The sequence below is a fragment of the Bacillus salipaludis genome, assembly GCF_030938565.1.
GTDB lineage: Bacteria > Bacillota > Bacilli > Bacillales > Cytobacillaceae > Neobacillus > Neobacillus salipaludis_A.
On sequence record NZ_JAVGVR010000001.1, the window covers coordinates 4,584,126 to 4,603,487 of the forward strand.

General features: G+C 38.7%; 17 protein-coding genes, 1 pseudogene and 1 other annotated feature. Of the genes and pseudogenes, 3 read left to right on the forward strand and 15 right to left on the reverse strand.

All coding sequences use genetic code 11. The features are described from left to right. Window positions 1-16 precede the first annotated feature (16 nt). The 3 genes from RCG21_RS22630 to RCG21_RS22640 all read right to left on the reverse strand — a co-directional run bounded on the left by RCG21_RS22630 (window position 17) and on the right by RCG21_RS22640 (window position 4,169). Window positions 17-1,153, reverse strand: coding sequence for an amidohydrolase family protein (locus tag RCG21_RS22630; RefSeq protein WP_308913797.1), 1,137 nt, complete (start codon window positions 1,151-1,153; stop codon window positions 17-19). Between the two features lie 343 nt (window positions 1,154-1,496). Continuing rightward, window positions 1,497-2,978, reverse strand: coding sequence for an aldehyde dehydrogenase family protein (locus RCG21_RS22635; protein ID WP_133337716.1), 1,482 nt, complete (start codon window positions 2,976-2,978; stop codon window positions 1,497-1,499). A 15-nt stretch (window positions 2,979-2,993) separates the two neighbouring features. Beyond that, entirely contained in the window at window positions 2,994-4,169 is a 1,176-nt protein-coding gene (locus RCG21_RS22640) for an LL-diaminopimelate aminotransferase (RefSeq protein ID WP_308913798.1), read from the reverse strand. Window positions 4,170-4,402: 233 nt separating this feature from the next. Here RCG21_RS22640 and RCG21_RS22645 point away from each other — a divergent pair, with 233 nt between their 5' ends. Continuing rightward, window positions 4,403-4,564, forward strand: coding sequence for a hypothetical protein (locus RCG21_RS22645; protein ID WP_165976337.1), 162 nt, complete (start codon window positions 4,403-4,405; stop codon window positions 4,562-4,564). Window positions 4,565-4,635: 71 nt separating this feature from the next. Here RCG21_RS22645 and RCG21_RS22650 read toward each other — a convergent pair whose 3' ends face one another. The 10 genes and pseudogenes from RCG21_RS22650 to RCG21_RS22695 form a co-directional block, all read right to left on the reverse strand. Beyond that, window positions 4,636-5,406 (reverse strand): class I SAM-dependent methyltransferase, encoded by a 771-nt coding sequence (locus RCG21_RS22650; protein WP_133337720.1) that lies wholly within the window; start codon window positions 5,404-5,406, stop codon window positions 4,636-4,638. A 107-nt stretch (window positions 5,407-5,513) separates the two neighbouring features. Then, entirely contained in the window at window positions 5,514-6,266 is a 753-nt protein-coding gene (locus RCG21_RS22655) for an exodeoxyribonuclease III (RefSeq protein WP_133337722.1), read from the reverse strand. A 145-nt stretch (window positions 6,267-6,411) separates the two neighbouring features. Beyond that, a complete protein-coding gene (gene fdhD, locus RCG21_RS22660; protein WP_133337724.1) occupies window positions 6,412-7,218 on the reverse strand; it encodes a formate dehydrogenase accessory sulfurtransferase FdhD in 807 nt (268 codons plus the stop codon). A gap of 9 nt (window positions 7,219-7,227) precedes the next feature. Further along, entirely contained in the window at window positions 7,228-7,587 is a 360-nt protein-coding gene (locus tag RCG21_RS22665) for a Na-translocating system protein MpsC family protein (protein ID WP_133337726.1), read from the reverse strand. A gap of 80 nt (window positions 7,588-7,667) precedes the next feature. After that, a complete protein-coding gene (locus RCG21_RS22670; RefSeq protein ID WP_308913799.1) occupies window positions 7,668-8,273 on the reverse strand; it encodes a trimeric intracellular cation channel family protein in 606 nt (201 codons plus the stop codon). 83 nt (window positions 8,274-8,356) lie between these two features. Next, the gene (locus RCG21_RS22675) at window positions 8,357-8,854 is read right to left on the reverse strand and encodes a helical membrane plugin domain-containing protein (RefSeq protein WP_133337730.1); all 498 of its coding nucleotides are present in this window, start codon (window positions 8,852-8,854) and stop codon (window positions 8,357-8,359) included. Next, window positions 8,854-11,810 (reverse strand): annotated as a pseudogene (gene fdhF, locus RCG21_RS22680) (formate dehydrogenase subunit alpha). Before fdhF ends, RCG21_RS22675 begins: the two are co-directional and overlap by 1 nt. 314 nt (window positions 11,811-12,124) lie before the next feature. After that, window positions 12,125-13,828: a 2-isopropylmalate synthase gene (locus RCG21_RS22685; RefSeq protein ID WP_308913800.1), complete on the reverse strand. Its 1,704-nt coding sequence runs from the start codon at window positions 13,826-13,828 to the stop codon at window positions 12,125-12,127. Window positions 13,829-13,892: 64 nt separating this feature from the next. Next, window positions 13,893-14,112 (reverse strand) — a binding site (T-box leader). Window positions 14,113-14,276: 164 nt separating this feature from the next. Beyond that, the gene (locus RCG21_RS22690) at window positions 14,277-15,065 is read right to left on the reverse strand and encodes a divergent polysaccharide deacetylase family protein (protein ID WP_308913801.1); all 789 of its coding nucleotides are present in this window, start codon (window positions 15,063-15,065) and stop codon (window positions 14,277-14,279) included. A gap of 218 nt (window positions 15,066-15,283) precedes the next feature. Beyond that, window positions 15,284-15,724, reverse strand: a complete 441-nt coding sequence (locus RCG21_RS22695; RefSeq protein ID WP_026576902.1) for a peptidylprolyl isomerase — start codon at window positions 15,722-15,724, stop codon at window positions 15,284-15,286. Between the two features lie 189 nt (window positions 15,725-15,913). On the opposite strand from RCG21_RS22695, the gene RCG21_RS22700 reads away from it, so the two are divergent. After that, a complete protein-coding gene (locus RCG21_RS22700; RefSeq protein WP_308913802.1) occupies window positions 15,914-16,513 on the forward strand; it encodes an NADPH-dependent FMN reductase in 600 nt (199 codons plus the stop codon). A gap of 211 nt (window positions 16,514-16,724) precedes the next feature. Further along, the gene (locus tag RCG21_RS22705; RefSeq protein ID WP_308913803.1) at window positions 16,725-17,594 is read left to right on the forward strand and encodes a cation diffusion facilitator family transporter; all 870 of its coding nucleotides are present in this window, start codon (window positions 16,725-16,727) and stop codon (window positions 17,592-17,594) included. A gap of 170 nt (window positions 17,595-17,764) precedes the next feature. Here RCG21_RS22705 and RCG21_RS22710 read toward each other — a convergent pair whose 3' ends face one another. Further along, complete coding sequence (locus RCG21_RS22710; RefSeq protein WP_235824899.1) at window positions 17,765-18,226, reverse strand: CBO0543 family protein; 462 nt, start codon at window positions 18,224-18,226, stop codon at window positions 17,765-17,767. Next, entirely contained in the window at window positions 18,153-19,211 is a 1,059-nt protein-coding gene (locus RCG21_RS22715; protein WP_133337742.1) for a DUF2515 domain-containing protein, read from the reverse strand. Before RCG21_RS22715 ends, RCG21_RS22710 begins: the two co-directional genes overlap by 74 nt. Between the last annotated feature and the right edge of the window lie 151 nt (window positions 19,212-19,362).

Genomic DNA, 19,362 nt, shown 5'->3' on the forward strand with positions numbered 1-19,362 from the left:
CACCCCTTATGAAAAATTAAAATCTAAATGTTTGTAAAGCGTTTTCAAAATAAATTTTTCGTTTTAATTCATCTGGAAAACGAAGAAAAATTCTATTGAGATTATCCCCATCCCAATGAGGGTAATCACTGCAAAAAAGTAACATTTCTTCTGCATTTACCATCTGAATCATTTCGAGTAAATGGTTTGGTTTATATGGCTCTTCAATAGGTTGAGTACCTAAACGAATATTTCTCCTTATATACTCACTTGGTGGCATTTTTAACCATGGTACTTCCTGTCTTAGCCCCTTCCAATTTTTATCTAAACGCCACATTAAGTGAGGTAACCAAGCAAAACCATATTCAATAAAAGCAAATTTTAATTTTGGAAACTTCTCAAAAACCCCTTCAAATACTAGACTTGGAATCTGGCGCATAGCAATAATCGGTAATGTTGAGTGCCATTCAATATAAGTAGATGCAGGACCAATGGCTTGACTAGCTGAATATTCAGAAGTATTTTCTGCATCGGGATGTACTAAAATTGGCAAACCATATTCTTCCGCAATTTCATAAATTGGCCAGAAATGACGCTTTCCAAATGGGATGTTCACAACACGTAGATTAATCCCTACAATACCAGGCTTTTTACCAATTCTTTCAATTTCTTTAACACTGAGCTGCGAGTCTAATGGGATGACTTCCATTGTCATTTTATATCTTGGGTCACTTTTTACCCAAGAATCATACAGCCAGTCATTAGCTGCGCGAGTATATTCAGCAGCGAGCGTAACATTATGATGCGCCCCCATCGTTCCGTGACCAATATTAAGAATTCCGAATGTTGTGTTATATCGATCGAATAAATCTCTTGCCAAGAATTTTGGATCTGTTCCGGGAACCCCACCGCTCGGTGTAAATGCATCAATCCGGAGTACATGACCAGGATTACTATACCTTCCCTTAGGAAATTCGAATCCTCCATTATTCTGGTCCTTCAATAGATCGTTTCTAAATCTTCCAATATTTAATTGTTTATGATAGGCTTCATCCAAATATGGGACTAATTCATCTAAAGAAGTCAAAAATGGATGAACATCACAATCAATTAAACTTACATCACTGTTTTTAAAGTCTTCATTTCTTTTTTTCCCCGTTACAATAGTTTCCATTAATAATCACCTCTTTTTCCCTATTGAAGTTTTCCATAGTTATAATGATGTCTTTTAATCATTCGGAACTTGGTCTGACCATGGAATACCTTGATTATATTATAAAGCGCAATACTAGTCAAAATATTTTTAATATTTATAATACTTTTTTAAGACAGCATTAAATTCTGTGCGAAACTTTATTCAAAACAAAAAAGCCACCCATGGATGGCTAATTTTTTACTAATTTATAGGATCATCAACACTCGAAATCTAACATTATAAAAACAGTAAAAACAAAAGGAGTATTTATCGCATACTCCTTTTGTTTCACCCAATTGGGGGCGATTCTGATTTTAAAAAATTAATTGTTATCAATCTGCGCACGCTGTAATTTGCCACTGTAATCCACATAGATCGATTTCCATTCTGTGTACACATCCAACGAAGCTACACCAGAATCCCTGTGGCCATTCCCTGTTCCTTTTGTTCCCCCAAACGGTAGATGAATCTCCGCTCCAGATGTACCGGCATTCACATAAACAAGCCCTGTATCCAAATCACGCATGGCTTGGAATATCCGATTCACATCTGCGGAATAGATCGCACTAGAAAGCCCAAACTCAACGCTGTTATTGACTTCAATCGCTTCTTCTAAACTAGTAACAGCAATAATCGAAACAACCGGTCCAAAAATCTCTTCCTTCGCGATTCTCATCTCTGGAGTTACATCCGTGAAAATCGTTGGGGCATAAAAATTTCCTTTATCTAATCCGTTCTCAGAGACAATTCTTCCACCAGTTAGAAGCTTCGCTCCTTCTTCCTGCCCGATTTTCACATATTCATCAATCCGTTCTAAGGAAGAACGATTGATCACCGGGCCAACCTTAACACTTTCATCAAGCCCATCGCCCATTTTCAATCCTTCGATACTAGCAAGCAGCTTTCTTTCAAGCTCCTCTTTCACATCCTTGTGCACAATGACCCGGCTTGTTGCCGTACATCTTTGACCAGCTGTTCCAAATGCTCCCCATAAAATGCCTTCAACCGCTAAATCAAGATCTGCATCTTCTAAAACCGTGATCGCATTTTTACCGCCCATTTCTAAAGAAGTTCTTTTTAACAACGCACCGGCGCGGCCGTTAATTTCCTTTCCTACTTCATTTGAACCTGTAAAGGAAATTAAATCGATATCAGGATGATCGACCATCGCATTCCCCACGACACTTCCCGAACCATTGACTAGATTTAACAATCCCTTTGGCAGGCCGGCATCTTCATAAATCTTGACGAATTCTTCCGCTACCATCGGCGTTTCGGTTGCGGGCTTCCAGACCACTGCATTCCCGGTCACAAGAGCAGGAAGGGATTTCCAAGAAGCAATCGCAATTGGGAAATTCCATGGCGTAATCAGCCCGGCAATTCCGATCGGAACACGTACGCTCATCGCAAATTTATTGCGAAGTTCAGATGGAACAGTATCGCCAAAAAGTCTCCGTCCTTCTCCCGCCACATAAAAGGCCATATCAATCGCTTCCTGAACTTCCCCTCGTCCTTCCTCAATCACCTTTCCCATTTCACTTGTGAGAATTTGCGCCAATTTTTCTTTTCTTTCTTTTAATAGATAACCAACTTTATATAAAATATCGGCCCGTTCTGGAGCAGGTACTAATCGCCATTCCTTCTGCGCATTTTTTGCTGCTTGGACTGCACGATCCACATCTTCCTGCGTTGATTGTGTTACCTCAGCCAATACTTGACCATTTGCCGGATTTAGAACGGGAGTAAATTTCCCAGTTGAAGATGGACACCATTCACCATTTATATAGTTTAAGATTTTTTTCATCATATACCCTCCAGTTTAGCTAATCATTATTTTTAAATTTTGTTTAATTCTTTCAATCGCTTCGTGTAATCTTTCACTTGGAACGGATAAGGATACGCGGAAATAGCCTTCGCCTGAAGGGCCAAATGCATTTCCGGGGGTTAGAATTACACCCGTTTGTTGCAGAACACTTGTTACAAATTCAGAAGAAGTATATCCCTTTGGAACGGGAGCCCAGATGAAGAAGCTTCCCTTTGGCGGCTCCACCTTGACCCCGATGGATTTAAGCCCCTCCACCATTGACAGCATTCGCTGTTTATAGATTTGATTATGTTTGGCAACACAGCCTTGGTTACTGTTTAAGGCAAAGGCTGCGGCCTTTTGAATCGGCGTAAACTGACCTGTGTCTGTATTGCTTTTTAGGATGGAAAGTGCCTTAATGATTTCTTTATTTCCAACCACATATCCAATTCGAAATCCTGTCATATTATAGGTTTTAGAAAGGGATCCAAATTCGACCGCAACCTCTTTTGCTCCCGCAGCCTGAAGAATACTTGGTGCCTTATATTCATCAAAGGTGACCATATTGTAGGCTGAGTCATGGGCAATCGGGATTTGATGTTTTTGCGCAAATTCAATCGCTTGATTGAAAAATGAAAGATCCACTGTAGCTGCCGTCGGATTCCCGGGATAATTCAACAGCATCAGCCGGGCTTGTTTCACTATTTCTCTTGGAATAGCTGTAAAGTCAGGCTCAAAGTTGTTCTCAATCTTAAGCGGCATATTAAAATACTGTCCATTTGCAAGCATAGTTGCCATCCTATAAACAGGGTAGCTTGGATCTGGAATTAATACGTAATCTCCCGGATCGATTAATGTCGGAATTAAGTGGGCAATCCCTTCTTTTGACCCAATCAATGCCAGCACTTCCGTTTCCGGATCAAGCTTTACCCCATATTGCCGTAAATAGAAATCTGCAACCGCATTTCTAAATTCAGCGCACCCTGTAAAGCTCGGATATTTTAATTGATAGGGATCTTGAAGCTCCTCCACCAATTTATCGACGATATGCTTTGGAGTGGGGAGGTCAGGATCGCCAATCCCTAAATCAATGATATCCACACCTGACTCTATCATCGCAGCTTTTTTCTTATTGATTTCCGCGAATAAATAGGGTGGAATCTGACCTATTCTTTTCGATATGAAACTCACAACCTCACCTCTCATTTCGTGTGGACCTTCTATATTTTCAGAACATTCAATTTCCATATTCTTAATTTATCGGTTTTCACCTCATATAACTATGGTTGTTTTATACAAAAATAACTGCTTTTTTAGCTTGGATTCCGTATGATTTTTACAATCAGCATCTTCCGGTAGGATGCATATAACCAAACCACTTTTTATAAACATAGGTTAAGATGGATTTTTTTGGGGAAAAATATATGGGTAAAACTTCAGAAAAGGAGATGGTTTTATTGTTCCAGCAAAAGAAGGATGAACAAATTGGAAATGTTAATAGTGAAGAGCAGAATCTTGAAAATTCAGCTGCTGACGAAAGATTACCTGAATTTGATGAATTTGGTACGGCATTAAATGATATATAATATCGGTTAAAAACCACAAAAAACCCTTTGCAAAAAAGAGAGTGATCTTTTTCGTGCAAAGGGTTTTTTCATTATTTTTTCCTAGCCTTTAAAACGATTGCTTCGCCTTTAAATGAAACAACCTGATTATTCTCGATCCTAACCTCAAATTTATCTTTAATCTTGTCCGTGGACTTGAGAATGTATTGCGTCAATTCTTGTTTATCCTCTTGGGATAATTTCATCCGATCACACCATGGATCAAAACGGAACGTTTTATCAAACCGATGCCATTCAACGACATCCAGCCCATTTAATTCGAGCATCTTTAGCCATTCTGTCTTTTTCCAAGCGCGAAAATGACTGTAGTCCCGCTTTTTTTCGATGAAATTATAAAACTGGTCATATTCATCCTCTTCCGGGACCACATTGTCATCCAATAAAAACTGCCCTTCATGCTTTAAGACACGATACACTTCTTTTACAAATTGATCGACGTTTGGAAAGTGGTGCGGAGCAATCCGGCATGTGACCATATCAAAGGATTCATCAGAAAACGGCAGATTTTCCGCATCACCATGAACAAAATCAACGTTTTGGTGACCATTTCCCTTGATAAATTTTTCAGCGGCCTGTAACATTTCAGCGGTAAGATCAGCGGCGGTCACTTGTTTGACCAATGGCGCAAAAGCATTGGCCATATGCCCGCCTCCCGTTGCCACATCAAGAAGAGCTTCAGCTCCGCTTACCTCCGCCATCTGCAACAATATTTGCAGATCTTTCCCTTGCTTATGAATCTCGCTAGATACATAGGAGTCTGCACTTTTTCCAAACTGCTGTTGAACGTCTTTTTTAATATCCATGTTCATTTCCCCTAACCGTAATGGAGTAATATTAACTATAAACCACATCTACGGTAAAAAAAATGACGGTTTTTTTATGAATTTTGATAAGAAAAAGTTATCATCTTCTACTTTATTTCTAGTAAAATTGGACAATGATCACTACCCAAAACGGTTGAATGAATGTTCGCATCGACTAAACGATCACGCAACTGCTCAGAAACTATAAAGTAATCAATCCGCCATCCAATATTCCGCTCGCGGACCTTCATCATGTAAGACCACCATGTGTAGGCCCCTTCCTGTTCAGGGTAAAAATGCCGGAAACTGTCAATGAATCCTGACTCCAGCAACCCGGTCATTTTCCCGCGTTCTTCCTCGGTAAAACCAGAATTTCCCAGATTTGATTTTGGATTGCGCAAATCAATTTCCTTATGGGCAACGTTTAAATCCCCACATAACACAACCGGCTTGATCGCATCTAATTTTTGAAGATGCTCTAAAATTCGTTCCTCCCACTCCAAACGAAACGGAAGTCTAGCTAAATCCCGCTGTGAGTTCGGTGTATATACATTCACCAGGAAAAAATCATCGAATTCCAGCGTGAGAATACGGCCTTCTGACTCAGAATCCTCATCTAACAGTCCATATTTTACCGAAATCGGATCCATTTTTGTAAAAACAGCTGTGCCGGAATAGCCTTTCTTTTCGGCATAGTTCCAATATTGCTTATATCCCTCTAAATCTAGCTCAATTTGCCCCTCTTGCAGCTTCGTTTCTTGAATACAAAAAATATCTGCGTCGACTTCTTTAAAATAATCTAAGAAGCCCTTTTTTACACAAGCCCTAAGGCCGTTTACATTCCATGAAACTAATTTCATTTTTCTGTTTCCTTCTCCCTTGTTGCCTTTTTCTTTTTATTTTGATGGAAACTTTGGATTGTGACAATGGAAAAAATTAAAAAGCTGGAAATTTTATATGATGAGTTCGTTTGAATTACTTAAAGTGATTAGGAGATAAAAGGAACTAATATACCAGACTACTAATCTTTATTCTTTCTGGACAAGTATAAATATTCAAAGATTGATTGCGGATAAATCCTACCGTTGTGATCCCAAGCTCTTCTGCCAGCTGTAGAGCTAATTCTGTTGGGGCCGATTTTGAAAGGACTATCTCACATCCTATTTTTGATACTTTTAATAATATTTCTGAAGAGATGCGTCCACTAAAGACAATAATTTTTTCTCCAATTGAGATGTTATTTTTTAAGCAATATCCGTATATTTTATCCAAAGCATTATGCCGACCTATATCCATCCGACTTAAGATTATACCCTCTCCATCGCAAAGAGCTGCGTTATGAACTCCTCCTGTATCTTGAAAAGTTGTCGCAGAATTTTGCAAATCTTCCATTAAGCGATAGCATTGATCTGTAGAAAGGGTCACTCGAATATCATTCATTTTTTTAGCATTTAATGCATCGTTTACAAAGACAAAGCCTTGTCTGCTCATTCCACAGCATGACGTTATATAGCGTTTGCTGTGGAAATTTTGATAATAAGGATTCAGTTTATCTGTTTCTACATATACATAACCATCATTTTCTCGAACCCAAATCTCTTTTACATCTTTAAAACTTTTTATTATCCCTTCAGATGCTAAATACCCTATTACCATATCTTCAATATACTCTGGTGTACAAACCATTGTCACAAGCTCTTGTCCATTTATTTTTACTGTAACAGGAGACTCTGTCACAATACTATCTTCAGTTATTTGCGTATACCCATTTGTACATTTTAGAATTTCTCGTTTTTTCACTATTGGTTTCATCAAAGGATCTCATTCCTTGTCCATAATAGATTCATCAAAAACAAAAACCGTCATTGCAGTATCAATTTCTATATTGATATCAGTAAAGATACTCACAATTTTTGCATTCATCATTTCCTCTATTCTTTTCACCAGTTCAGGATCTTTATAGATATTCTTCACTAATTCGGTTCGAGCCTCATGAACCATCAACTCTCCCTCTTTTGAACTTATCATAAACTTTTCAACATTTGTTAAATTACCTTTCATCTCACAAATTACCCAAGGACCTGTAATACGAGTAGTAATTTCTCTCGGCCCATTCCCAATATATTCCTTTCGTATTTCACGAATCAACATACTAAATTTATGTTCCAAATTCTTTGTCATTAAATCCTCCACAGATCATCAAGTTTATTTCCATCAAGGTTTTCGTTAACAATTTACGATACGTCATTAACACAGTATTATTATTGTTTTTCAATCCGATTGCAAGGTAGTTCAAGTCTCCAATTATTATGAATCGAGTACATTCGAATAAAAACAACGAAAACAACTACGGTCGTCAATTCTATAGGGCTGCTCCACCCAGACCAAATACAAACAGCACACAAAAATGTAAGGATTGCATGGATTTCTTCCTTTAATGCAAGGGGAGGTCTCCCCGCTAATAAATCTCGAACCATTCCGCCGCCAACACCAGTAAACATTGAAGCGATGACAATAATGCCAAGATCATGTTGCAGGCTTTTTGCTAACAGTCCCCCTTGTATCGCAAAGGAAGCTAGACCAATAGAGTCAAAGAAATATCCCCATCGTTTCCAATGATTAACCCATTTCCTATTAACGATTACGATGGTAGTTAACGTTATTAGTACAATCAATAAGGATTGACGATCCCAAATGGAAGAAATAGGGACATCGAGAACTATGTTCCTGATTACTGCTCCACCAAAAGACGTTGTTAGACCAAGAACAAAGATTCCAATAAAAGAATATTTGGCCTGCAAAGCAACAAATGCCCCACTAGCTGCATAAGCTATAATTCCGATTATGTGTAAAACCGACCAAGTCAATTGACACTTTCCCCCTTATATATTTGAAAACTAAGTCCTTTTTCTTGTAGTCAGTGAACCCAAGCAATAAATGAATCTTAAAATTACTTGTTCTCTTTTGAATGCTCCTTTAATCCTTCTCCAATTCCTTGTAGTAAATATAATGAAAATGCCAAAGCATGGTTAATATCATTGTCTCTCATGAGTTTTACTAATTTAAAAACACCGATTTTTTTATTTATTCGAAGTTCCTTCTCTGCTTTTTCAATTCCTCTTGTCATCCCGCTCATTATCTTCTTTGTCATTTCGGGATTGAGTTCTGTCAGGGCTCCCGCTGCAGCCATCCCATTGTTAATCGCATTGGTAACAGGAGGACGCAACAATTGTCCTACCGCAATTTTTGCAACTTTTTCTTTCGCCTCAATAAGACTATTTAGAGCTTCAAGAACACCACTTTCGTGAAGCTCTTGAAGAAGCTTAATTGTTTCTTTAATTCCATCCGCGTTTTCTGCTAAATCCTGTATAACACTTTCAAGTCTATCAACCTGTTTTTCCTCTTCTGAAAAAATAGGTTCTTTTATCTTGGTAATTGGTTTCGCCATCACTTATTCCCCCTTGAAATATCGTTCAAGTCTGCAATCGGCTCATAATCATTACGTGCCCATTTTCGTTCCACCTGTACACCGAGTTGTGGAGTTCTCTCTGCATACCGAGGATTATACAACGGAAGCGGTGTACGACCTTTTACATTTATTAATTCCATTTTTACTTTTGTCTGCTTATAGGCTGGTGTTTGTGTCCGAACATCTCCCACGCTTCCAGTTAATAGATTGATAGCATTTTCATGACTGACAGAATGCATGGGGACATAGAGTTCTTTTCCGTGTACCCGATCTGTTACGATCGTCCGAAGCTTAATCGCACCATAAGGTGACACAAGCCGTACTAGCGAGCCGTCTTTTACACCGCGTTCCCGGAAAGTTCCGGAGAAACTTCTACGAATACTTCAGGTAACTTATACTGAATCCCTTTCGATTTATTCGTCATATTCCCTTCATGAAAATGTTCTAAAAGTCGTCCATTATTCAAGGTTAGGTCGAATTCATTTGAAAATTCAATAGGAGGAACATATTCCTCAAGGGAAAAACAAGCTTTTCCATCTGGAAAGTTAAAACGTTCCGTAAAGAGAAGCGGCTCATCCGTACCATCTTTTTGCACTGGCCAATGTAAACTGTTCCATCCCTCAAGCCGTTCATACGATACACCTGCAAAAATCGGTGACAAGCTAGAAATCTCATCCATAATTTCGCTTGGGTGTTCGTAGTTCCAATTAACACCCATGTATTTCGCGATTTGTTGAATGATCCACCAATCCGGTTTAGAATCACCTAATGGATCAAGTGCACGATACAGCCGTTGAATGCGTCGCTCTGTATTGGTGAAGGTTCCATCTTTCTCAAGTGACGGAGCAGCCGGTAAAACAACATCTGCAAATTGTGCTGTTTTCGTTAGGAAAACATCCTGTACAACAAAGAATTCAAGTTTGCTAAGGGTATCATGCACATGGTTTGAGTTTGAATCGACCCATGCCATATCTTCTCCCATTAGATACATGGCTTTTAATTCGCCTTGCTCCACTGCTTCTAACATTTCAATATTTGTTAACCCTGGCTTATCGGAAATTTCGACTCCATATGCTTTCTCAAACTTTGCTCGGGCCATATCGTCTGATAAACGTTGATTCCCTGGAAGCCATTGTGGAAGGGTCCCCATGTCACAGGAACCTTGTACATTGTTATGACCGCGAAGAGGATATGCCCCCGCACCATGACGGCCAAAGTTTCCCGTTACGAGCAAAAGATTAGCGATAGCTGCTGATGTATGGGAACCAGCAACATTTTGAGTGACACCCATTCCCCATAAAATAGAAGTTCCATCTGCCTTATGAATCATTCTGGCTGTTTCAATAAGCTGTTCTTTTGAAAGACCCGTTAATTCCTCTGCATATTCAAGTGTGTATTTTTCAAGGAGTTTAAGGTACTCATTGTATTGATTTACACGTTTTTCAATAAATCTTTCATTATGCCAACCTTGATCGATTATATATTTGGCAACAGCCGTAATCCAAACATAATCTGTTCCCTGTTTTGGATGTAAAAACAGATCAGAACGCTCAGCCATTTCATGTTTTCGAAGATCGGAAACAATCAATTTTTGGCCGTATAATTTCTTTGCGCGCTTAACCCGAGTCGCTAGCACTGGGTGTCCTTCAGTTGGGTTCGCGCCAATAATGATGACAAGACCGCTGCTTGCAATATCTTTAATGGTCCCGGAGTCCCCTCCGTATCCAACCGTGGTAAGCAATCCATCTGATGCAGGTGACTGACAGTATCGCGAACAGTTGTCAATGTTGTTTGATTCAAATACTTGACGGGCTAATTTTTGCATAAGATAGGCGTCCTCGTTTGTTGTTTTGGAAGAACTTACAAATCCTAATGCACGCCCGCCATAGGTTTGTTTAATCGTACCCATTTTGTCCGCTATCAATGTCAAGGCTTCATCCCAAGTTGCTGGAACAAACTCATCCCCTTTTCGAATTAAAGGGGTAGTAAGCCGCTCTTCACTATTGACAAAATCCCATCCGAACTTTCCTTTCACACAGGTAGAAACGCTATTTACAGGACCATTTTCAGTTGGTTCAATTTTTAAAATTTCGCGGCCCTTTGTCCAGACTTCAAACGAACAGCCTACTCCACAAAACGTGCAAACGGTTTTGGTTTTCTTCGTACGGGTCTCCCGCATCGATGCTTCTACTTCGGATAAAGCAAAAATGGTCTTATAGTCCGGTTCAACTTCTTTAATAAGATCAACCATTGGGTTTAACAAATCTTTCGGAATGGCTGTCATAAATCCAGCTTCGCCCAGCATCGATTTTTCCATTAGTGCATTACATGGACATACTGTTGCACATTGTCCGCAGGATACACAGGATGATTCATTGATGGACTTGCCATTATCCCACAAGACACGTGGCATTTTTCGTTCCCAATCAATCGTTAAAGTTTCATTAACTTGCAGATCTTGGCACACTTCTACACAACGGCCGCAAAGAATACATTGATTGGGATCGTATCGGTAAAAAGGATGTGACATATCTACTTCATATCCTTTTTCTCGGAATGGACGAGTTTGATGTTCAATTTCTAAAAATTCCGCTGTATTATGAACACGACAATTCCCGTTATTATTGTCGCAAACCGTACAATAAAGTAAGTGATTCTCCAAAATACGATCCATTGCTTCTGTTTGTGCAGTTTTGGCCATTTCTGAGGAAGTCATAATATTCATTCCTTCCTCCATTATCGTAGAACAGGCCCGCATAATTTTTCCATCGATCTCACACATACACGTATCACAGGTTTGGATTGGCCCTAATACCTCTGAATAACAGATATGCGGGTGCTCTATTCCTTGTTGCAACAGATAGTCGAGAATACGAAGCCCCTTTTCTACCTCACGTTCCTTGCCATTTATCTTCACTCTCACTATTTCAGACAATGTAAACTCTCCCTTTTCCAAAATAAAAAGCCCGCCATAAAATAGTGTGTGTATGACTTTACACAAACTATTTTATGGCGGGCTAATATCTAAGCAGTTTATCCTACTAGTTATCCGTCTCACCAATAAAAATATAAAAACAACATAGAAGTAAGCAATTTGACATTACTTAACATCCATGAACTTTAATACTGTAATTATAGTACATTTAATATTTAATCTCAATAACAAATTGAATGCTAATAGTATTAAACCCTACGAGTTGATCCAACTTGACCACTAAAAACAGCAAAGGCACTATTTCTATAGCCTGCTTATTTATTTGAAAGAGAATATCCTGTTTCAATTTTTGGTTTGACACTGGATATCATGTTGTTAACTGAACTAAACAGAGCTTTTACAGAGGAGGTCATAATATCTGCGTCAATCCCACAGCCCCAATAAACAGCACCATCCAATGCGGTAAACCCTACATAAGATACAGCATTTGATCCCGAGCCGATTTCTAAAGCATGCTGCTTATAAAGTAAATCTTTATATTGAATACCTAATGTCGTTTGGAGAACATTGCTAATTGCGTCCAGTCTTCCATTCCCCACACCTAATGCTTCATGAACCTCGTTATCGATTTTGATGGATAAATTGGTTTCATAATTTTCATTTTGAGTAAATCGGTAATTGATAAACTCAACAGGAGTATTAATATTCACATATTCATTGATGAAAATGTCATAGATTTCATTTGGCATAAGCTCCTTGTGCAAACGGTCCGATACATTTTTAACATGATATCCGAAGCTTTCACGCATTTCCGCAGGCAGATCAAGCCCATAATTTTGCTTAAGCACATAACCAATGCCCCCTTTACCGGATTGGCTGTTAATACGGATGATATCTCCCTCATACTGTCTTCCAATATCCTTTGGATCAATCAATAGGTAAGGTACTGTCCAATACTGACGTTCCTCTTCCTCACGCCAGTTCATCCCTTTTGCAATCGCATCCTGATGGGATCCTGAAAATGCAGTAAAGACAAGTTCACCGCCATATGGATGTCTTTCAGGAACCCTCATTCTTGTTAATTCTTCATACTTGCCAAGGATGGTAGGGATATTTTCAAAATTAAGCTTTGGATTTACTCCGTGCGAAAACATATTTAAGGCAAGCGTTACGATGTCGACGTTTCCTGTTCTCTCGCCATTTCCAAACAGTGTTCCTTCTACTCTCTGCGCTCCGGCAAGCATTCCCAGCTCTGCATCTGCAACCCCTGTTCCCCTGTCATTGTGTGGATGGAGTGACAGGATCACATTGTCTCGGTAGTTCAGATGATCACTCATATACTCAATTTGACTTGCGTAAACGTGAGGCATTGACATTGATACTGTAGCCGGAAGGTTGATAATCACCTTGTTCTCGGCAGTAGGCTGCCATATATCAAGTACCTGGTTGCATATATCAAGTGCGAACTCCATCTCTGTACCCGTGAAGCTTTCCGGTGAATATTGAAACTGGAAATTCCCCTCGGTTTCAGCAGAATATTTCTTAAGTAGTTTTGCTCCAGTTACAGCAATGTCGATAATTTCTTCTTCCGTTTTTTGAAAAACTTGCTCACGCTGTGCCAATGATGTCGAATTGTAAAGGTGTACGACAGCTTTTTTTGCTCCTTGAAGCGATTCAAACGTTTTTCTTATAATATGTTCTCTGGACTGTGTTAACACTTGAATCGTTACATCGTCCGGAATCAGATCCTTTTCAATCAAGGTACGTAAAAAAGTATATTCTGTATCCGATGCAGCAGGAAAACCGACTTCTATTTCCTTGAAACCTACATCCAAAAGCAATTGAAAATATTCCAGCTTTTCCTCCAAACTCATTGGTACGATTAAAGCCTGATTTCCATCTCTTAAGTCCACACTGCACCATGTAGGAGCTTCCTCTATGTACTCCTTGTCTGTCCATTTCAAGCTTTTCACTGGGGGCATAAAATATCCTCTAGAATACTTTTGAACGTTTTTCATTCTGACGACCACCTTTATATTTTTTTATCGTTCGTTTAGTTAAAATAAAAAAGCCTATCATCTCATAAGAGACGACAGGCTTTGCCTACGTGGTACCACTCTTTTTGATTCGCATACAAACAAACGAACCCACTTCATGACTTGATTACGGCTGTCAACCGGTAAAGCCTACCTATCAGCTTTACCACTCCTGGGCGAGTTGGGGAATTTATTGACTGTCTCTCACCAGCCGACAGCTCTCTAAGCAATAAATATTCCTTAATACTCCCATTCAATGTGTTTCCATTTATTTAACTTTTTAATTTTTCTAATTTTATAACAGAATTACCTAACAATCAAGCTGTATTTTTAATTTTTTCAATATTTAAAAAGCGTTTAAGAAAAATGAAATTAAATTTACGAAATTAAAAACGCCGACTCTTAAATAGCTCGACGTTTAAATCCTATATTAATAAAGGGGAAATGTTTTCTTCTTCATTTTTTTAGCAAAGAGCTCTGACACAGGGACAATTTTAATGTGTCGCCTATTAAATTCATCTAGTGATTCAAAAATACCGATCGAACAAACTTTTCCCGTAATCCCGACATGTCCAATTGCAATCCCTTGTCCCTTGATTTCTGTCACCTTTGCAAGTCGAATCATTTGTTTTCTCACATATGAGGACGATGAAATATCATCAAGAAACACATCTCTTTTTAAAAGCGGTACACCTAATTCTTCAGCGACTTTTGGAAATTTACTCTGTGGACTTGTCCCACTATCAATAAGGTAGAGACCTTTTTCCTTGGCAACTTCTACTATCGCCCGGACAATTGGCTCGTTCTCCACCGCAAGTGAACCCATATGATTGTTCAGTCCTACAGCATATGGGACGGTATTAATCGCCTCTTCAACACGAGCTTTTACTTCTTTTGGAGAAAGATCTACGGTAATGGGTTTTGGACCGAGCCATGATCTTTTTCCTCTTTTCGGTTCCATAGGTAAATGGACGATGACCTCAAAACCATTTTTATGAGCCCATTCGGCATGTTCCTTTGATTTTTCTGTAAAAGGCATAACGGCAGCTGTAATTGGTATATCTCCTTCTAAAAAGTCACGCACACCCCCGGTTCCACCGCCGAAATCATCAATAATAATGGCCGCTTTTAATTTGTAAGGTACATTTTTTTCTGCAAAAACAGGAGAACCGATAAAAAATAACAGTAAGGAAATGAAAATAAAAGCAAATTTCTTCATATAGCCCCCCAAAATTAGGATTTGAAGATAATTTGCCCGGATTTTGAATAATTTATCTGCGTAAAAATGAAATTTATCTGTGATGCATATTGATTTATCTGCGGTTAAGGCTTTTTTATCTGCGTAAAGCCCGACTTTATCTGCGAAGCTGAATTCCCCCCAAAAACACAAAAAAGGCCGTCCAAAAAGAAAACTTTCCGGACAGCCTTTTTCAAATCCTATTCTTCATCAAATACTTCGACTTTCTCCATTACATCGCCATTTCTCATTGCTTTTGCATGTTCAAGTCCTGAAGTCACTTGTCCGAAAACGGTGTGAACACCATTTAGGTGAGGCTGTGATTCGTGAACAATAAAGAATTGGCTGCCGCCAGTGTCTCTGCCCGCATGTGCCATTGAGAACGCACCTGGAACGTGTTTATGCGGATTTCCTTCAGTTTCACATTTGATGGTGTAACCAGGACCGCCAGTCCCTGTACCGCTCGGGCACCCGCCTTGACTTACAAAGCCAGGGATGACACGGTGGAATGTTAATCCATTGTAGAAGCCTTCTTTTGCTAATTTTTCAAAGTTAGCAACTGTACCAGGTGCTTCGTTTGGATAAAGTTCAAATTCGATTTTGTTTCCATTTTGCATTGATATGTATCCCTTTTTTGTCATTCCATTCATCTCCTAATACTGATTTTTTCATACCTAACCCAAGAAGTTATTATATCAACTATTTTCCTTCATTTCAAACAACTGTAACTAAGGAGTTTAGGAATAGAGTATGACTTCGTTCCTCATAATAAATTTGTTAGAGCCATTAAGAGAAAGAGCAATAGAATATGAATTGAGGCAGTTGATCTTATGGGTCTTTTAAACAAATTATTCGGAAATTCCACAAAGGAGGAAGAAGTAATGGCAAATGAAAAACAAAAAATAGGAATTATTTTAGGTAGTACACGCCAAGGCAGAGTGAGTCCGCAAGTTGGAGAATGGGTTAAAGGAATTGCTGATAAACGTGGGGATGCAGATTATGAGATTGTGGATATTGCCCAATTCAATCTGCCATTTGTTTTTACAACTGCAGGAGATGAACCTGGATTAAAAGCCTGGTCAGAAAAACTGGCTTCTTTAGACGGTTTTGTATTTATCGTTGCGGAATATAATCACAGTATTACAGGTGCATTAAAAAATGCATTAGATTCTGCTCGTGATGAATGGAATAATAAAGCAGCAGGTATTGTCAGCTATGGCTCTACTGGCGGTGCTCGTGCAGCTGAACATTTACGTGGAATCTGTGGTGAATTACTAATAGCTGATGTTCGAGTACATCCAACATTATCATTATTTACGGATTTCGAGAACGGATCCAATTTCAAACCTCAAGATTTACATCTTAATAATGTAAATGCTATGCTTGATCAACTTATCGCATGGAGCGGTGCATTAAAAACTTTACGATAAAGCGTTCGCAAAAAAGGCGGGGTATAAAAACCCCCCTTATTTTTTTATGGGTAAAGAATTATAGTTGTTTTCATTTTTCTTATCAATTGTTTGCCATAAGAAACTTTTTTTCATGCTCATTACTAATTTAGAAAAGGGACAAAAGGTTTCTCTAGACCCACTAGATATTTTTATTTAATAATAGAAAGGAGAAATAGTGGAGGATAGAAAAATGAATGAGCAAGGATATATAGATCTTAAAAGAGGAGAACGAGGAGCAATTATAAGTATTATTGCCTATATTTGTTTGTCCTCATTAAAATTATTCATTGGTTATGCAGCCAATTCCGAAGCCTTAAAAGCAGATGGTTTAAATAATGCCACAGATATAATTGCATCAATTGCGGTTTTGATTGGACTAAAATTATCACAGCGACCTGCTGATGACGACCATCCCTATGGTCACTGGAAGGCAGAAACAGTTGCCTCAATGGTTGCTTCGTTTATTATGATTGGTGTCGGAATACAAGTTACATATGAAGCGATTTCTAGTACTTTTAGCGGGGAAAACGGATCTCCAGACTTAGTTTCGGCATGGACAGGACTCTTTTGTGCTTTCGTCATGTATCTTGTATATCGGTATAATAAAAACCTAGCATCGGAAATTAATAGTCAATCGGTAATGGCCGCAGCGAAGGATAATCTCTCAGATGCATGGGTTAGCGTAGGAACATTCATCGGAATTATGGGTGCCCAGTTTGGCCTTCCTTGGTTAGACCCTATTACTGCTATAATTGTTGGACTCATAATTTGTAAGACTGGTTGGGAGATTTTTAGAGATACATCGCATCATTTAACTGATGGTTTTGATGTAAAACAAATAGAATCATATAAAGATACGATTATTAAGTGTTATGGTGTAAAAGGTGTTCAAGACATCAAGGCTAGGAATTACGGAAATAACGTGGTTGTGGACATCGTAATCCTAGTAAATTCTGATTTAGATATTCGTGGAGCTCATGATATTGCAACCAAAGTTGAAAATGAATTGATAAAGGAACATCATGTCTTTGATGTCCATGTCCACGTAGAACCTAATTAAAATAACACTTTTTAAACAAGAAAAGAAAGTTTGAAACCATCTTTATTTTTTCCAAATTTGTGGTAAGCTAGAGGTACCCTTCCGAACATTCGCTTGTTGCGGGACACTTAACCACTGTACGGACGGAAGGGGCAGGTGCCGCTTACGCGGGTACCTGAAAAGCCAAGACATTAGTCTTGGCTTTTGTTTTTATTCTCCATCCAATGAAAAAAGCTATAAATCACCGTTAAAAAAATTAAATAGCCTCCTGCCGTATAAAGGTGTTTCCATTCACTGGAATGAGCGAACATCCCTATCATCTCTAATAACTTTTCCATGATTGGCATGAAAAGACTTAAAAATAGGACAATTCCCGCCTTCCCCCAACCATTTACCTTTTTCATCAAATAAAGATAAATAAAAATAAAGACAGGAAGCACCACAAGGGTGAACACAATATTAATCGAAAAAATTTCAGGATAGGGCCGAATTGGAAAACGATACATTTGTTTTTCAACAAAATAAAGGTCTAAATACGTTCCAAGAAGTGAGCCAAGCAGCATTGCCGGAATATACGTCTTAATCCAAAATAGATATCGCTTTTTTCGCAAGGGCGGCAAGCTCGAGCCGTTCAAGTGTTTTACAGTATTCATTCTTAATCTCCCCATCATAAGATTCATTGTCCTCTTTTAAATAATCCACAACTCGCCAGTCGAGAAACCAATCACCTTTTTCCGCTTCAGGATGAGATCGATTTTTCCAAGCGGATTCCAAATTGGGACTAAATATTTTTCTTTCACCAGGCCGCAGACGGCAGGATTTTAAACGCAGCTGGTAAGCCAGGCCCGGAACTCCTTCATTGACATGATTGAAAACATCCGGCCAGTAATCCTTTCTTGAACCTGTATGCGGATGACTTTTTGCCCATTCTACCACACCCTCAAAAATCTCCCGGTCCTGATATAAAACAGCATATAATCGTTTACCTAATAGAATTCGCTCATTGACCGAGCCAAACTGATGAAGGGTCTGGCCAACCATCTTTTTATTTCCATACGGAAAAAGAATTTGGTTAAAGGAAAGCAAATCTTGCAGTTTAAACTCCAGTTTATTGAACACCTCCTTCTTATATTGAGGATTTTGCACGACTCTCTTTTCTAAATAGCTTTGCTCATTGACAATAAGGGCCATCGTAAGGATGTAGGTGTCATGATTTTGCCAAAAATGATTCCAAATGGTTTCCATGAAGGTCGAAATATTTAGGTATGGAAATAAGTAAAATAACGGTTTATGGACAGTAAGGCTTTCGCGATAAAGTAAAAATTGTGGATAGGCATCCTGGAAAATCAGCCAATTACCCCGCTCCAGAAAGGAAAAAAATGAATTCCTTTCTTTTTTCGATAACAATCTCGTCAAAAATTCTCCTTTTAAATCGGTCATATTAAAGCCGCCGTTCCTTGAAACCATATGACCTAAAAATGCCCAATGTATTTCGGGATGGTATTGATAAAATTCAAAATACGCTCGCGTCCTTGTGACATTATTTAGATTATGTTCTTGGGTTTTCAGCCTTATTTGTTTTAACAGTAAGCGATCCTGTTTCGGTAACAGCTCTTCATGAACAGAAGCCTTCCCCATCAGTTTGCTTTTCTTCTTCAGTTCTTCGGTAATAATTTCAAGCGGAGATTTTTCACGATTTCGCAGAAAAAATATGACGCAGCACCTCCCCTACGAATTCTCCTTACCTAAAGGGAATATGTATAGATAAGAATCCATTAATGGGAGAGGA

Bases quoted from the DNA above. Each gene is read 5' to 3' on its own strand.
- RCG21_RS22645 (WP_165976337.1), top strand. From the start codon at position 4,403: ATGGGTAAAACTTCAGAAAAGGAGATGGTTTTATTGTTCCAGCAAAAG.
- RCG21_RS22635 (WP_133337716.1), bottom strand. From the start codon at position 2,978: ATGAAAAAAATCTTAAACTATATAAATGGTGAATGGTGTCCATCTTCA.
- RCG21_RS22665 (WP_133337726.1), bottom strand. From the start codon at position 7,587: ATGACAAAGAATTTGGAACATAAATTTAGTATGTTGATTCGTGAAATA.
- RCG21_RS22675 (WP_133337730.1), bottom strand. From the start codon at position 8,854: ATGGCGAAACCAATTACCAAGATAAAAGAACCTATTTTTTCAGAAGAG.
- RCG21_RS22710 (WP_235824899.1), bottom strand. From the start codon at position 18,226: ATGAATACTGTAAAACACTTGAACGGCTCGAGCTTGCCGCCCTTGCGA.
- RCG21_RS22700 (WP_308913802.1), top strand. From the start codon at position 15,914: ATGGGTCTTTTAAACAAATTATTCGGAAATTCCACAAAGGAGGAAGAA.
- RCG21_RS22690 (WP_308913801.1), bottom strand. From the start codon at position 15,065: ATGAAGAAATTTGCTTTTATTTTCATTTCCTTACTGTTATTTTTTATC.
- fdhD (WP_133337724.1), bottom strand. From the start codon at position 7,218: ATGAAACCAATAGTGAAAAAACGAGAAATTCTAAAATGTACAAATGGG.
- RCG21_RS22715 (WP_133337742.1), bottom strand. From the start codon at position 19,211: ATGGGGAAGGCTTCTGTTCATGAAGAGCTGTTACCGAAACAGGATCGC.
- RCG21_RS22650 (WP_133337720.1), bottom strand. From the start codon at position 5,406: ATGGATATTAAAAAAGACGTTCAACAGCAGTTTGGAAAAAGTGCAGAC.
- RCG21_RS22705 (WP_308913803.1), top strand. From the start codon at position 16,725: ATGAATGAGCAAGGATATATAGATCTTAAAAGAGGAGAACGAGGAGCA.
- RCG21_RS22695 (WP_026576902.1), bottom strand. From the start codon at position 15,724: ATGACAAAAAAGGGATACATATCAATGCAAAATGGAAACAAAATCGAA.
- RCG21_RS22655 (WP_133337722.1), bottom strand. From the start codon at position 6,266: ATGAAATTAGTTTCATGGAATGTAAACGGCCTTAGGGCTTGTGTAAAA.
- RCG21_RS22630 (WP_308913797.1), bottom strand. From the start codon at position 1,153: ATGGAAACTATTGTAACGGGGAAAAAAAGAAATGAAGACTTTAAAAAC.
- RCG21_RS22685 (WP_308913800.1), bottom strand. From the start codon at position 13,828: ATGAAAAACGTTCAAAAGTATTCTAGAGGATATTTTATGCCCCCAGTG.